Raw genomic sequence first — 13,137 nt, 5'->3', positions numbered from 1 at the left:
CTTCACCGTAAGCCAACTACCCTTCAGCAGACCCGCCACGTCATACGCGACGCGCTGGGTATTGCCTTTCGCATCAAGCGTGATCAGGACATTTCCGGCAGCGTCCACTGTGCTCAGCGTGGTGTAAGTTTCACCCGCCAGCAGGTCATTCCACGCCGAGGCGTCCGCGCCCTGCCAGTCGGCCAGTACATCATCCGGCAGCAACTGGCGGGTGACAGAAAGTGGTACGCCGCTCAGCGAAACGCTGCCCGTCGAAAGCAGTCCTGCCGGGTCGTAATGGCTGACCAGTTGACCGGCGAGATTGTGGCTCTGTTCATCCGCTGAAGCCCCGCCCCAGATAAACCGCTCGGTGACGTGTGCACTGTCGCCGGCAACCTGCTCGGTAATGCCAAGCAGACGTCCCGGCAGGTCTGCCTCTTCATACTGAAAAGTGCGGATCACTGCGGCGCTGCGCTCGTTGCCTGCACCGATATTGCTGATCTGCAAAAAAGCCCGCTCTGCTGCGTCGTTCAGGGCAACGGATGTGCCGGCATCGGCGCTCTGCGTACGCAGCGGCGTACCGTTCAGGTCGTGGAGATAACTGAAATTCGCCAGCCCGGCGGCATACAGACGCGGGTCGGCGCTTTGTGACGGCAGACCGCGCGCATCAAACTGATGATGCGTGATGCGTTCGTCGGTGATGTCCGGAGTGTCCGGATGGCGGTGATATGTGATGTCGCGTACCGCCATCGCACGATTATCAAGCACCGCAACATGGGGGGTTTTACTGTAAAGGGATGTGCTCATAAGATTCTCCGCTTAAATTGTCTACTTTTGCATCAAATGCAATAAAGAGTATAAGCAGAGAAACAGGAACTGCAGGCTGTGGGCGAACGACCCGCGTCAGGCCAGAATACGGTCGGCAACTAACATGCCGGTCGCCATTTGCAGATTAATGTATTGTGCTAAATCACGCTGTTCCGGGCGCGGCAGATACGGTAACTCCCCGACCAGCGGCGCGGGCAGTTTTTTGCTCAGCACGTTGATAATTTCGGCGTAGTGCGCAAGCCCTGGATTGATGCGGTTCGCCACCCAGCCGATCAGCGGCAAGCCGTCGCTGGCGATGGCCTGCGCGGTCAGCAAGGCGTGGTTGAGACACCCTTCCTGAATACCCACCACCATAACCACTGCCATCTGCTCCTGCACCACCCACTCCGAAAGCGGGCGTAAGTCGTTCATTAAGCTACGCCAGCCGCCAGTGCCTTCCACAACCACATGATCGACGCGATCGCAAAGGTCAGCCAGGCCATTTGACAACAGGGTGTAATTAATGGGGCAACTGTGCGCGACGCTGCTCTCTTCTTCGCTTAATGCGATGGGGTTGACCGACTGGTAAGGTAGCTCCAGTGACGAAACGCTTTGCAGTACCAGCGCGTCTTTATTGCGCAGCCCTTCCGGCGTCTCTTTACTCCCTTTGGCAACAGGTTTGTAACCTGCCACCGTTTTACCACTGGCTGCCAGTGCCTGGAGTAGCGCGCGGGACGCTACTGTCTTTCCGACAGAAGTGTCTGTACCCGTTACAAAGAAACGCTTAAGCATCACTCAACCCACCGTTGTTCTACGAAAATATAAACCAGGAAAATAATTCAGTGGGGAAAGTCTAAGGTAACTGCCAAGGGGCAAGATTGAGGTAGCGCAATTTTTATGGCAACAGTGTAAAAATGTTACCCCTGCAACAAACGGATAAGTAAAGATCCGTTATACATCGCGTCTTTTACCAGCGCCGCACCGGCCATGGTGCCCTGGTTGGTAAATTGCGTACTTTCCACGCTAATGTGCTGGCTGTACGCGGGCAACGCCTGCTGGCGAATGCACGCGGCAATGGCGGGGAAAAGAACGTCTGCCGCTTTGCTGAGCGGCGAGCCAATCAGTATTTTTTGCGGATTGAACAAATTCACCATAATGGCAAGAATGCGGCCAATATTTGCACCCACGCCGCTAATGATATCTTTTGCCAATAAATCGCCCTGCTGCGCAGCCTGGCAGAGCCACTCCACGGTAAGCGGCTTTTGGTGCAGCATCGAGCTCATTGATTGACTCATGCGCAATTGCGCGAGTTCCAGCACACTCTCGACGCTCGCAATGGTTTCGAGGCAACCGTGGTTGCCGCAATAACAGCGTTTGCCATAGGGATCGACCTGCGTGTGACCAATTTCCACCAGACTGCTGCTTCCCGCATGCAATAAGCGCCCGTCGGTAATCACCCCTGCCCCAACGTTGTGATCGATAACCACCTGAATGACATCCCTTGCCCCGCGCGACGCGCCAAACAAGGCTTCAGCCATCGTCCATGCGCTGATGTCATGCTGGACATACACCGGCACGCCAGTGTGCTTTTCCAGCGCTTCACCCAGCGGCATATCTTTGACATCGTCATAAAAGGGCATGCGGTGAACAATACCGTTTTCGGTATCAATAATGCCGGGCATCGTAATCGCGATGGCGGTCAAACGTTCCAGTTTGTTCTGGTGGCGGGTAAAAAAGCGGTCAATATGCAGAATAATGCGATCCAGCAGCGGCAGTTCAGCTACCAGCGGTAACTCAAGGCGGTCTTCCACCACCAGCTTGCTGCTGAGGTCACGCAAAGAAAGGAAGATCTCTTCGCGGCTAATGCGCAGAGAAAGGTAGTGCCAGGCTTCGGTCTCGACAACCAGCCCGACCGCCGGACGTCCGCGGCTGCCTGGCTCCTGAATTTCCGTCTCCTGCACGAGGTGGGCTTCAAGCATTTCGCGCACAATTTTCGTAATACTGGCCGGAGCAAGCTGCGCCAGGCGTGAGAGATCGATGCGCGACACCGGGCCAAGCTGATCAATCAGGCGGTACACCGCCCCCGCGTTGGTCTGCTTTATTTGATCAATATGCCCAGGCTGACTATCAGCAACCACCTCTGACTCCCTTATTTTCACGCTTCGAAATAAACGTTCGGCTATGGTGAAACACTTCACTGGTCGCCGTCAAATATTTACCCCGGCGTGTGATTTACAGCACATTTTGCAATGACTTATGCACAAAATTTATCCGTCAACCGCGGCGAACAGCTGCTGCTTAAAGCGTGCGGCGGCACTGCCCTGCTCATGATGTTTTGACCAGACTAACCACATTTCCGATACCGCATCTGCTTCAATAATCGGCACCCAGCGCATTTCCGTTAGCTGCACACGCCGGAATGACGCCGGTAAAATCGACACCCCTAACCCGGCCGACACCAGGCCGATAATGGTCATCGCTTCACCGACTTCCTGCGTAATGGTTGGCGTCAGCTGATAACGGCGCATCAGACCGAGGATCTCGTCATACAAACCTGTACCGACATGGGGATCAAAAAAGACAAACGGTTCCTGTGCCAGCTCGACCAGCGATACCGCCGAACGCAGTGCTAAAGGATGATCTTTGTGGATCATCGCCAGCAACGGCTCACGCAGAATCACCTCCCAGGCCAGCGTCTCCGGTAACGGCGTGTTACGCATCAGCCCCAAATCCAGCAGGCCTTCATTTAGCGGTGAGATCTGTTCGCGGGTGTTGATCTCGCGCGTCTGGATATGCACATCCGGGTAACTCTGACGGAACGACGAGAGCGTGTCGGAGACCGCTTTTATGAACGGTGCGGAGGAGGTAAAACCAATGCGCAGCTCCCCGGTCTCGCCCTGGTGCAAGCGCATGGCGCGGGCGGCAGCTTCATCAACCTGGCTTAAAATTTGCCGGCTATCCGCCAAAAACTGCCGCCCGGCGGGCGTGAGCGACACACTGCGGTTGGTGCGGGCAAGCAAGCGTGCACCGACTTGCTGTTCGAGGATCTGGATTTGCTGGCTTAACGGCGGCTGCGAGATATTCAGCCGCGCCGCCGCATGACCAAAATGCAGCTCCTCGGCGACAGCAATAAAGTAGCGCAAATGCCGCAGTTCGATATTCATATTTAAAACATCTTATTTGAGATTATTAATATATTAGACAGAATATTTCCACTTTCATACCCTTAGCGACGTGGTAAGCCCGTCACCAAAATCACGGGTATAAACGTTAAGGATCTCTAGTGAGTCGTACAACAACCGTTGACACCGGGCCGGCAAGCGTCGTCGACGAAAAACCAGTCTCTTTGCCGGGACAATTTATTAAACGTGGTACTCCCCAATTTATGCGCGTCACACTGGCGCTCTTTTCCGCCGGGCTGGCGACATTCGCCCTGCTGTACTGCGTTCAACCCATTTTGCCGGTGCTGTCGCAGGAGTTTGGTGTCTCCCCAGCCAGCAGCAGTATTTCCCTCTCCATTTCCACTGCCATGCTGGCGATTGGTCTGCTGTTCACCGGCCCGCTTTCTGACGCCATCGGGCGAAAAAAAGTGATGGTTACCGCGCTGCTGTTGGCATCGTGCTGCACATTGTTATCAACAATGATGACGAGCTGGCACGGGATCCTGGTGATGCGCGCATTGATTGGCCTATCACTGAGTGGTGTTGCGGCCGTTGGCATGACCTATTTAAGTGAAGAGATCCACCCCAGTTTTGTTGCCTTCTCGATGGGGCTGTATATCAGCGGTAACTCCATTGGTGGGATGAGCGGACGCTTGCTGAGCGGTGTGTTTACTGACTTTTTCAACTGGCGTATTGCGCTGGCGGTGATTGGCTGTTTTGCGCTGGCCTCCGCGCTGATGTTCTGGCGGATCCTGCCAGAATCACGCCATTTCCGCCCAATCTCGCTGCGCCCAAAAACACTGTTTATCAATTTCCGTCTGCACTGGCGCGACCAGGGGCTGCCGCTGCTGTTCCTGGAAGGCTTTTTGCTGATGGGCTCGTTCGTCACCCTGTTTAACTACATCGGTTACCGCCTGATGCAATCGCCGTGGACGCTGAGCCAGGCGGTGGTGGGCCTGCTTTCCGTCGCCTATTTGACGGGCACCTGGAGTTCGCCGAAAGCCGGGATGATGACCAATAAATATGGGCGCGGGCCGGTAATGGTCGGCGCAACCGGCATCATGCTGCTGGGGCTGCTGCTCACGCTGTTCTCAACGCTGGGGCTAATTTTCATCGGCATGCTGCTGTTTACCGCAGGCTTTTTTGCCGCCCATTCCGTCGCCAGCAGTTGGATCGGCCCGCGCGCACGGCGCGCCAAAGGCCAGGCGTCATCGCTCTATTTATTTAGCTACTATCTCGGTTCCAGTGTGGCGGGGACATTAGGCGGTGTGTTCTGGCACAGTTATGGCTGGAACGGCGTCGGCGGTTTTATCGCCGCCATGCTAGTGATTGCCATTTTGGTGGGAAGCAGGCTCCACTCTCGCCTGCATTAATGCCGCGATAGTCAAAGGCCCTGCGCATGCGGGGCTTTTTTGTTTACGCTGTACCCGTGTGTGTCAAAACAGACTAAAAATCGAGGCCGTGCCCATTAATTCCCGCACCGCATCAAGTGCCAGTAGAGCAAATATTACCCAGACAAATGGATTCATAATTTTACTGAGTCACGCGTTGGCATTGGTTATTTAAATAGATTATTCCTATTATGGTACAGTTCAGGAAATGTATTGAATAACTACTACTTTTAGGTGGTTACACGATCGTACGCTAAAAATCAGAGGCATTATGGACAAGCACAACTATCACCAACTCACCCGCACATTCCTGCGCCTGTCGCGCTTTTCACACCTCGCTTCTATTGCCAGTTGGGATATGTTTGCCATGATGCCGCCAGGCGGTAGCGCGGCGCGCGGCGAAGCGCTGGCAGAATTAAGTGTCCTGCGCCACCAGATCCTGACCGATAAACAGGTCGGCGAGTGGATTGCCAACGCGCGGCAAGAAGATCTGGACGATATTGAGCAGGCCAACCTGCGCGAAATTGAACGGCACTATCAGGAAGCCGCGTTGCTGCCGGAATCGCTGGTTGAAGCGCAGTCGCTGGCGGGCAGCAAATGTGAGCACGCCTGGCGCACACAGCGCCCCGCCAATGACTGGACAGGCTTTTCAGCCAACCTGAAAGAGGTGGTTAAACTAGCCCGTGAAGAGGCCAACTTGCGGGCCGCCGCGAAAGGATGTTCGCCGTATGATGCGCTGCTGGATAAATTCGAGCCGGATATGACCAGCGCCCGGCTTGATGAACTGTTTGGCGAGGTAAAATCCTGGCTGCCAGATCTGCTGAAAAAAGCGGTGGCAAAGCAGGAGCAGCAAGCGCTAATTGCCCCGCAGGGGCCGTTCCCGATTGCCGACCAGCGCGAGCTGGGTTTGCAGGCGATGAAGGAACTCGGTTTCGACTTTAACGGCGGGCGCCTCGATGTCAGTGCCCATCCGTTCTGCGGCGGCGTACCGGAAGATGTGCGTATCACCACGCGTTACGATGAAAATGAGTTGCTGAGCGCGCTGTTCGGCGTGGTGCATGAAACCGGCCACGCGCGTTATGAACAAAACCTACCGCGCAGTTGGCCGGGCCAACCCATTGCCCTGGCGCGTTCCACGGCGATCCATGAATCACAAAGCCTGTTCTTCGAAATGCAGTTAGGCCGCAGCGAGGCTTTCCTGCGCCGTCTGCAACCGGCCATTATTGAACGTTTCGGTATGCAACCGGCGTTTGAAGAGCACAACTTTGTCGCCTGGAACCAGCGTGTAAAACCGGGTTATATCCGTGTCGATGCGGACGAAGTGAGTTACCCGGCGCATGTCATTCTGCGCTATGAGATTGAACGCGCGCTGATCGACGGTGAGATTGAAGTCGACGACATTCCCGGTTTGTGGAATGAAAAAATGCAGGCCTGGCTGGGGCTTTCCACCGAAGGCAACTACCGCAACGGCTGCATGCAGGATATTCACTGGACCGATGGCGGCTTTGGTTATTTCCCGTCGTATACGCTCGGCGCCATGTACGCTGCTCAGTTGTTCCACGCCGCGCGTACCGCGCTGCCGGGGCTGGACGAGGCGATTGCCGCAGGCGATCTTACGGCGCTATTCGACTGGCTGCGACAAAACATCTGGCAGCACGGCAGCCGCTTCAGTACCGAGCAGCTTATTCAAAACGCCACTGGCGAAGCGCTAAACGCCGACTATTTCCACCAGCATCTTATCCGCCGTTACCTCTGATACACCTGCGCCGGAGCTGAAGTTTCGGCGCGGTCCCTCGCTCTGTACATTACGTTACACGCCGAAACCAATCACTCACGGAAGGCGTTCAATTACAGGGATATAGTTCTTTCAACGGCCCCGCAGTGGGGTTGAATGAAGAAACCAATTCGAGGATATCGGAATGAAAAAAGTATTAGCTCTGGTTGTTGCCGCTGCTCTGGGTCTGTCTTCTGCTGCTTTCGCTGCTGACACCGCTACTTCAACTCAAGCTCCGGCTGCTGCTCCGGCAGCAACAACCGCTGCACCGGCTGCGACCACTAAAGCTGCACCGGCTAAAAAAATGCATAAGAAACACAAAAAAGCGGCTAAACCGGCTGTAGAGCAAAAAGCTCAGGCTGCGAAAGTGAAAAAACACCACAAAAAAGCAGCTAAACCGGCTGTAGAGCAGAAAGCTCAGGCTGCGAAAAAACACCACAAAAAACACGTTAAACACACTGCGACCAAACCGGCTGCACAACCGGCTGCATAAGTAAACGTATCTGATACCGGCGTTCGTATCAGAACGCTGTGACAAGTCGGCGCTGAGCCCTTCGGGTGAAGCGCCGTTTTTCTCTGGAGGGCCTATGATGCTGCGACGTTATCGTTTTGAAGTGATTCTGGCGATGTTGATTATCTGCGCACTGATTGCCGTCCGCTTTTATCTTTATTAATGTAGCACGCTGATTTTACTCCCACTTTCTTCTCGTCCCGTCTATATTTGTTTATCTGGGCTTACGTTAATAATCATAATTACCCCACCAGAGTGTGATATGCGAAAAACCGTTGTGCTGTTGCTGGGACCGCTGTTTTTGTTTTCCGCTGTTGGACATGCTGACGATGGCGGCGATGACGCAATAAGCGCCCGTGATGTGAAAACGCTCTTTTTTGGTCATGATGACAGGATCCCTGTTCCCACCCCGACAAAAGCACCGTGGGATGCGATTGGCCAACTGGAAACCGCCAGCGGCAATCTTTGCACAGCAACACTGATTTCTCCGCACCTGGCATTAACCGCCGGGCACTGTCTGTTAACGCCGCCGCACGGCAAAGCGGACAAAGCCGTAGCACTGCGCTTTGTTTCGCAAAGAGGCAGTTGGCGGTATGAAATTCACGGTATCGAAGGCCGTGTCGATCCGTCGCTCGGCCACCGCCTGAAAGCCGACGGTGATGGCTGGATTGTCCCTTCGGCTGCCGCGCCCTGGGATTTCGGGCTAATCGTGTTACGTTATCCGCCGTCAGGCATCACACCTCTGCCGATCTTTGTCGGCGATAAAGATGAGCTCACCGCCGCGCTAAAAGCGACCGATCGTAAAGTTACGCAGGCGGGTTATCCGGAAGATCACCTTGATAGCCTGTTCAGCCACCAGGATTGTGTGGTCACGGGTTGGGCGCAAAATAGCGTCTTGTCGCACCAGTGCGACACGCTGCCGGGCGACAGCGGTTCCCCCTTGATGTTAAAAACTGATGCGGGCTGGCAGCTCATTGCCGTACAAAGCTCGGCGCCGGCGGCGAAAGACCGCTGGCGCGCCGACAACCGCGCCATTTCAGTAACCGGTTTTCGCGACAAACTGGAAGCGCTAGCCAAAGAGTCAGACGAGTGATTCAGCGCTGTCGCAGCAAAGGTAACTGCAAAATATCATTGAGCGGCATCGGCGCGCTGAAATAGTAACCCTGTAGCTGGTCACAGCCGGCCAGCCGCAGCAGTTTCATCTGTTTCTCATTTTCCACACCTTCCGCCACCACCTGCATGCCCAGCGCGCTGGCAATACGAATCGTGCCGCTCACCAGCGCCGAGGCTTGTTCATCGTCGTCCACCAACCCGGCCAGCGATTTATCAATTTTTATGGTGTCGAAATTAAAGCGCCGCAGGTAACCAATACTCGAATAGCCCGTCCCGAAATCATCCAGCGCAACCGCCGTGCCCAACGCTTTCAGATTGGCGATGGCCGAACGGGCGCGTTCCGGATTTTCCAGCACGTAAGTTTCTGTCACCTCCAGTTGTAAGCGGTGCGCCGGGAACAGGCAGGTTTCCAGCACCCGCGCCACTTTGTCTTCAAATTCCGGATCGCGAAATTGCGCAGGGGAGATATTGACCGACAATTTCAGGTGGTTAAGCTGCTGCAAATCGCTACAGGCGCGGCGCAGTACAAACTGCCCGAGCGCGTAGATAAGCCCGCTGGTTTCGGCGACCGGGATAAAATCATCCGGCTTGAGTTCGCCATCCGGCCGACGCGGCCAGCGCGCCAGCGCTTCAACGCCAATCATCGTCTGGTTTTGCGCATCGACAATCGGTTGATACCAGACATCAAACTCATCGCGCTCCAGCCCGTCACGGATATCATTTTCAATCATTAATTGCCGTTCACGCGCGCTGTTCAGCGCCGCGTCATAATGGGTCATCCGCGCTTTACCGGTAATTTTTGAGTGATACATGGCGATATCCGCACGGCGAAACAACTCTGAACTGGAACACTCCAGCAGCGTACCGCTGGCAACGCCGATGCTGGCGCCAATATGGATAGTACGTTTACCCATGCGCACGGGTGTCTCAAGGTAGCGCAACACGTTATGCGCAAAATCATCGGCTTTTTCCAGTGACCACGGGCCGCTGAGTGTCAGGGCAAACTCATCACCGCCCATCCGTGCCAGCATGCCACCGGGCGGCACTTTTTGCCGTAGCGTATCGGCTATCGTCACAATCAGCCGGTCACCGACATCGTGGCCGTAGATGTCATTCACGTCTTTAAAGCCGTCGAGGTCGATAAACACCACGCTAATCATTTCGGGATCGCCCATTGCGCTCAAGCTGTCGAGGTGTTCGATCAGCGCACGGCGATTAGGTAAACGGCTTAGCCAATCTGTCAGGGCGATTTTGCGTGCCAGTTTTTCCCCGCGCGACAGTTTGTAGAGCCCGGCGCTACTGAGTGCGATAAACAGCAGAATCAAACCCGCTGCAAGCGCGGCTATCTGGCGAATGTTGACCGCTGCCGCCTGCGCGGCCTGCGCGCCTGGCAAGTGTGGCGCCCAGCGTAGATACCCTAAGGTTTCCCCTGCCGATCCGCGCAACGGTACGCTGGCTACAGCGGCATTTCGCGCCTGCAAACGCAAGTCATCAATTTGAAAGGTATTTCCCAGATCGCTAAGCAGCTTCGCGTTGAGATGGCGGGTGATCACCAGATAGCGGCGCGTCGCGTCATAGACGTTAAGCCGCCCGGTTGCAGGGCGAATAAGCCCGATACTGACAAATGCCACCCCTTCAGGCGTGCGGGTGATACCCGCAAAAACCTCCTTCCCCTCGCGCAGCGATTCGCTATGGTTGCGAATCAGCGCGGCCAGCCCGTCACCAAAAAAAGCGAGATTAGGCTCCGTAAAAGGTTGGCTGCGAAACGCGCCCCACAGCACGGCGAATTTCTCATCCAGCACAAAGGTGCCGTCGTACAGATTATTGATTTTAAAGCCTTCGCCCCAGGTACTGTGCAACCACGCAGTATCCAGTTGTGGGCGATACACTTCACGAACCGCTTCATCCCAGACGGCGTTATCAATGACCAGCGAACGGGTTCTGTTTACCGCCGTCTGAATCGCGCCCTGCACAGAAAGCGCGGTGCGATGTTCATCAATTTCATTGGCCTTGGTGCTAATGAGGTGCAGCGAAAGATAGAGCAGCGCGACAACGGAAACAATGAGCCCGATACCGGCCATAAAGAGCATGACAAACAGCGTCCTTGCCGTGGGAATATTGCGCCAGCTTAACGGATTAAACATTGGCCGTCCCTTACTGGTGTCCAGGGAAACAGAGGTGTGAAGAGATAGTATCCTAAGCGTAATACAGCCAGCGAATTTCATTGCCCACAAACGTGGGCAACTTAACATTAGGCGAGTTTTATCAGCGTCATACCGACAATCAGCAGTGCCAGGCCAAGCCAGCCTTTATAATTCAGGCGCTGCCCAAAGAGCACCCAACCGGCGGCGAGGGTGGCGACGATGCCAAACCCGCCCCAAAGCGCATATGCCACCGAGAGATCGATACCCTTTACTGCCTGCGATAAGGCGCTAAATGCCGCTAACACGGCGAAAAGTGAAGCGAAACCATACAACTTGCGGCGAAAACCGTCTGAGAATTTTAAAAAGATGTTCGCCGCAATCTCCAACACAATCGCCATCGCCAGCCACAGGCCGTGAACCCACTCAAACGGCAGCATGGTTACGCTCCTGGCGCACGGTTTTGCGCGTCCCGGATTTGATCAGCACAATCCCCAGCACCAGCGTGGCCAGACCGGCGGCTTTCAGCGGCGACAACGGTTCATCAAAAAGAAAGACGCTACAGACAGTAATAATGAATATGCCAACGCCTTCCCATAATGCGTACGCCACGCCGAGGGCTATTTTTTTAACCGCGAATGACAGAAAAATATATGACAGCGCAATCATCACCAGCATTAAAATAAAACCGGTATGACTATCGCTAATACTTGCCCATTTCATCGACAAGGTGCCGGTTATTTCAGCAATAATTGCCAGGGCTAATAGAATCCAATAAACCATTTTTTTCTCCTGCTTGAGAACATACTTTCCTGCGGCTTACCGAACGACGGAAAACCGGAAAAACAACGATGTCAGCCGGGCACAACGTGCCAGCTCAGGCAGAGAGAAAACTACAGCGCAGAGCGCCAGTACTGGTCATCTGCCAACAGGCAGCAGGAAGAAGACGGGAGGGAAAAATCAGGTTTTAAGACGCTGAACAGAATGTCCATATAATTACAATTATCCGCGAATTGCTTCTCATCGTGGCGGAAATAAATTGTCCTCAGTAGTTAAACACCGCCCATATTTATCACAGGCTAAGATTTTACTCAAAGTCTTTGCACTTCTTTACGACAAATAAAAAACGCCGCCGTAATTCAATAGACGGCATTTTTATATATTATTGCGCTTGTTTTTCCGTATTTGCCCGCGACTGCGCCAGCAAATTCCATGAGGTAATAAACAGCGCGGCAATCATCGGCCCTAGCACAAAACCGTTAATGCCAAAGAATTGCAGCCCGCCGAGCGTAGTGAGCAGGATCAGGTAGTCCGGCATGCGCGTATCTTTGCCCACCAGCAACGGGCGCAAAATATTGTCAGCCAGCCCAACCACAATCACAAAATAGAGCGTCAAGACGGTCGCGGTGACCAACTCGCCGGTGGAGTAGAGAAAGATCACCGCCGGGATCCAGACAATCGCCGTCCCCACCGCCGGAATCAGCGACAAAAACGCCATTAGCGTCGCCCACAGCAGGCTGCCGTTGAACCCGGCAAACCAAAACCCGATACCGCCCAGCGCTCCTTGCACAATTGCCACGACCAGCGTGCCTTTTACCGTCGCGCGCGCCACACCGGCGAACTTCAGGAACAGGCGGCGTTTGATGGTCGCTGACAGCGGCACCACGGCGTAGATTTTACGCACCAGCTCTGCCCCATCTTTCAATAAAAAGAACAGCAAATAGACCATCAAACAGAAGCCGACAGTAATTCCCAGCGTGCCTTTACCGATCAGTACCGCGCTACCCGCCAGATAACGCCCAACGCTTAGCGCCACGCCGGAAAGTTTTTCACGAATCGAGGCGACCGAATCGAAATCATTTTCACGCAGTGAATTTTTTGCCCACTCCGGCAGATGCGCGATCCCGTTGCTTAACAGTTGCGGCAAATCGGTGCCGTTATTCTGCAACCGCTGGTACAGGCTGTTTACCTCTACGGCAATCGAGGAGAGCACCATCATCAACGGAATAAAGACAATCACGCATATCAGCAACACGGTGATAAGCGACGCCACACCGTTACGCCCGCCGAGCAACGCCGATAAACGCATGCGCAGCGGGTAAAAAATCAGCGCCAGGATCACCGCCCAGATAATGGCGGAGTAGTAAGGTTGGATCAGGCTGAAAAACGCCAGACTGACCAGTAATAACAGAATAATAAAGAAGAAATTATTACTTTTAAGTGTTGTCATCCGGGACATCCAATGGGGAAACTGCCCATC

General features: G+C 54.4%; 13 protein-coding genes and 1 pseudogene. 5 read left to right on the top strand and 9 right to left on the bottom strand.

Going from position 1 to position 13,137, the window contains the following annotated elements; translation table 11 throughout:
• From E0L21_RS19475 to E0L21_RS19460, 4 genes and pseudogenes are all read right to left on the bottom strand, one after another.
• Positions 1 to 786: pseudogene (locus E0L21_RS19475) on the bottom strand (RHS repeat protein); the annotation flags it as partial.
• A gap of 96 nt (positions 787 to 882) precedes the next feature.
• Positions 883 to 1,578 carry a dethiobiotin synthase gene (bioD, locus tag E0L21_RS19470; RefSeq protein WP_131412389.1) on the bottom strand — a complete coding sequence of 232 codons (696 nt, stop codon included), beginning with the start codon at positions 1,576 to 1,578 and terminating at the stop codon, positions 883 to 885.
• A 125-nt stretch (positions 1,579 to 1,703) separates the two neighbouring features.
• Complete coding sequence (gene mlc, locus E0L21_RS19465; protein WP_131412375.1) at positions 1,704 to 2,924, bottom strand: sugar metabolism global transcriptional regulator Mlc; 1,221 nt, start codon at positions 2,922 to 2,924, stop codon at positions 1,704 to 1,706.
• A 129-nt stretch (positions 2,925 to 3,053) separates the two neighbouring features.
• Positions 3,054 to 3,950, bottom strand: a complete 897-nt coding sequence (locus tag E0L21_RS19460; RefSeq protein WP_131412373.1) for a LysR family transcriptional regulator — start codon at positions 3,948 to 3,950, stop codon at positions 3,054 to 3,056.
• A gap of 119 nt (positions 3,951 to 4,069) precedes the next feature.
• On the opposite strand from E0L21_RS19460, the gene E0L21_RS19455 reads away from it, so the two are divergent.
• On the top strand, positions 4,070 to 5,320 hold the full coding sequence (locus E0L21_RS19455) for an MFS transporter (protein WP_131412371.1): 1,251 nt from the start codon (positions 4,070 to 4,072) through the stop codon (positions 5,318 to 5,320).
• Positions 5,321 to 5,383: 63 nt separating this feature from the next.
• On the opposite strand, the gene E0L21_RS25255 is transcribed toward E0L21_RS19455, so the two are convergent.
• Complete coding sequence (locus E0L21_RS25255) at positions 5,384 to 5,476, bottom strand: KPN_01571 family protein (protein WP_235855261.1); 93 nt, start codon at positions 5,474 to 5,476, stop codon at positions 5,384 to 5,386.
• A gap of 133 nt (positions 5,477 to 5,609) precedes the next feature.
• Here E0L21_RS25255 and E0L21_RS19450 point away from each other — a divergent pair, with 133 nt between their 5' ends.
• From E0L21_RS19450 to E0L21_RS19440, 4 genes are all read left to right on the top strand, one after another.
• On the top strand, positions 5,610 to 7,094 hold the full coding sequence (locus tag E0L21_RS19450; RefSeq protein ID WP_131412369.1) for a carboxypeptidase M32: 1,485 nt from the start codon (positions 5,610 to 5,612) through the stop codon (positions 7,092 to 7,094).
• 163 nt (positions 7,095 to 7,257) lie between these two features.
• On the top strand, positions 7,258 to 7,605 hold the full coding sequence (asr, locus tag E0L21_RS19445) for an acid resistance repetitive basic protein Asr (protein WP_017456668.1): 348 nt from the start codon (positions 7,258 to 7,260) through the stop codon (positions 7,603 to 7,605).
• A gap of 94 nt (positions 7,606 to 7,699) precedes the next feature.
• Positions 7,700 to 7,786 (top strand): small membrane protein YdgU, encoded by an 87-nt coding sequence (gene ydgU, locus E0L21_RS25545; RefSeq protein WP_096325408.1) that lies wholly within the window; start codon positions 7,700 to 7,702, stop codon positions 7,784 to 7,786.
• 99 nt (positions 7,787 to 7,885) lie between these two features.
• Positions 7,886 to 8,716, top strand: coding sequence for a trypsin-like serine peptidase (locus tag E0L21_RS19440; RefSeq protein ID WP_131412367.1), 831 nt, complete (start codon positions 7,886 to 7,888; stop codon positions 8,714 to 8,716).
• 1 nt (position 8,717) lies between these two features.
• Here E0L21_RS19440 and E0L21_RS19435 read toward each other — a convergent pair whose 3' ends face one another.
• The 4 genes from E0L21_RS19435 to E0L21_RS19420 all read right to left on the bottom strand — a co-directional run bounded on the left by E0L21_RS19435 (position 8,718) and on the right by E0L21_RS19420 (position 13,107).
• On the bottom strand, positions 8,718 to 10,880 hold the full coding sequence (locus E0L21_RS19435; protein WP_131412365.1) for a putative bifunctional diguanylate cyclase/phosphodiesterase: 2,163 nt from the start codon (positions 10,878 to 10,880) through the stop codon (positions 8,718 to 8,720).
• Positions 10,881 to 10,987: 107 nt separating this feature from the next.
• Positions 10,988 to 11,317, bottom strand: a complete 330-nt coding sequence (mdtI, locus tag E0L21_RS19430) for a multidrug/spermidine efflux SMR transporter subunit MdtI (RefSeq protein WP_131412363.1) — start codon at positions 11,315 to 11,317, stop codon at positions 10,988 to 10,990.
• On the bottom strand, positions 11,304 to 11,660 hold the full coding sequence (gene mdtJ, locus E0L21_RS19425; RefSeq protein ID WP_131412361.1) for a multidrug/spermidine efflux SMR transporter subunit MdtJ: 357 nt from the start codon (positions 11,658 to 11,660) through the stop codon (positions 11,304 to 11,306). Before mdtJ ends, mdtI begins: the two co-directional genes overlap by 14 nt.
• A 379-nt stretch (positions 11,661 to 12,039) precedes the next feature.
• A complete protein-coding gene (locus E0L21_RS19420; protein WP_131412359.1) occupies positions 12,040 to 13,107 on the bottom strand; it encodes an AI-2E family transporter in 1,068 nt (355 codons plus the stop codon).
• Positions 13,108 to 13,137: the final 30 nt, after the last annotated feature.

The organism is Kosakonia quasisacchari, assembly GCF_004331415.1.
GTDB lineage: Bacteria > Pseudomonadota > Gammaproteobacteria > Enterobacterales > Enterobacteriaceae > Kosakonia > Kosakonia quasisacchari.
The sequence above is the reverse complement of the archived record's forward strand: the minus strand, read 5'-3'. Positions and strand labels throughout refer to the sequence as shown.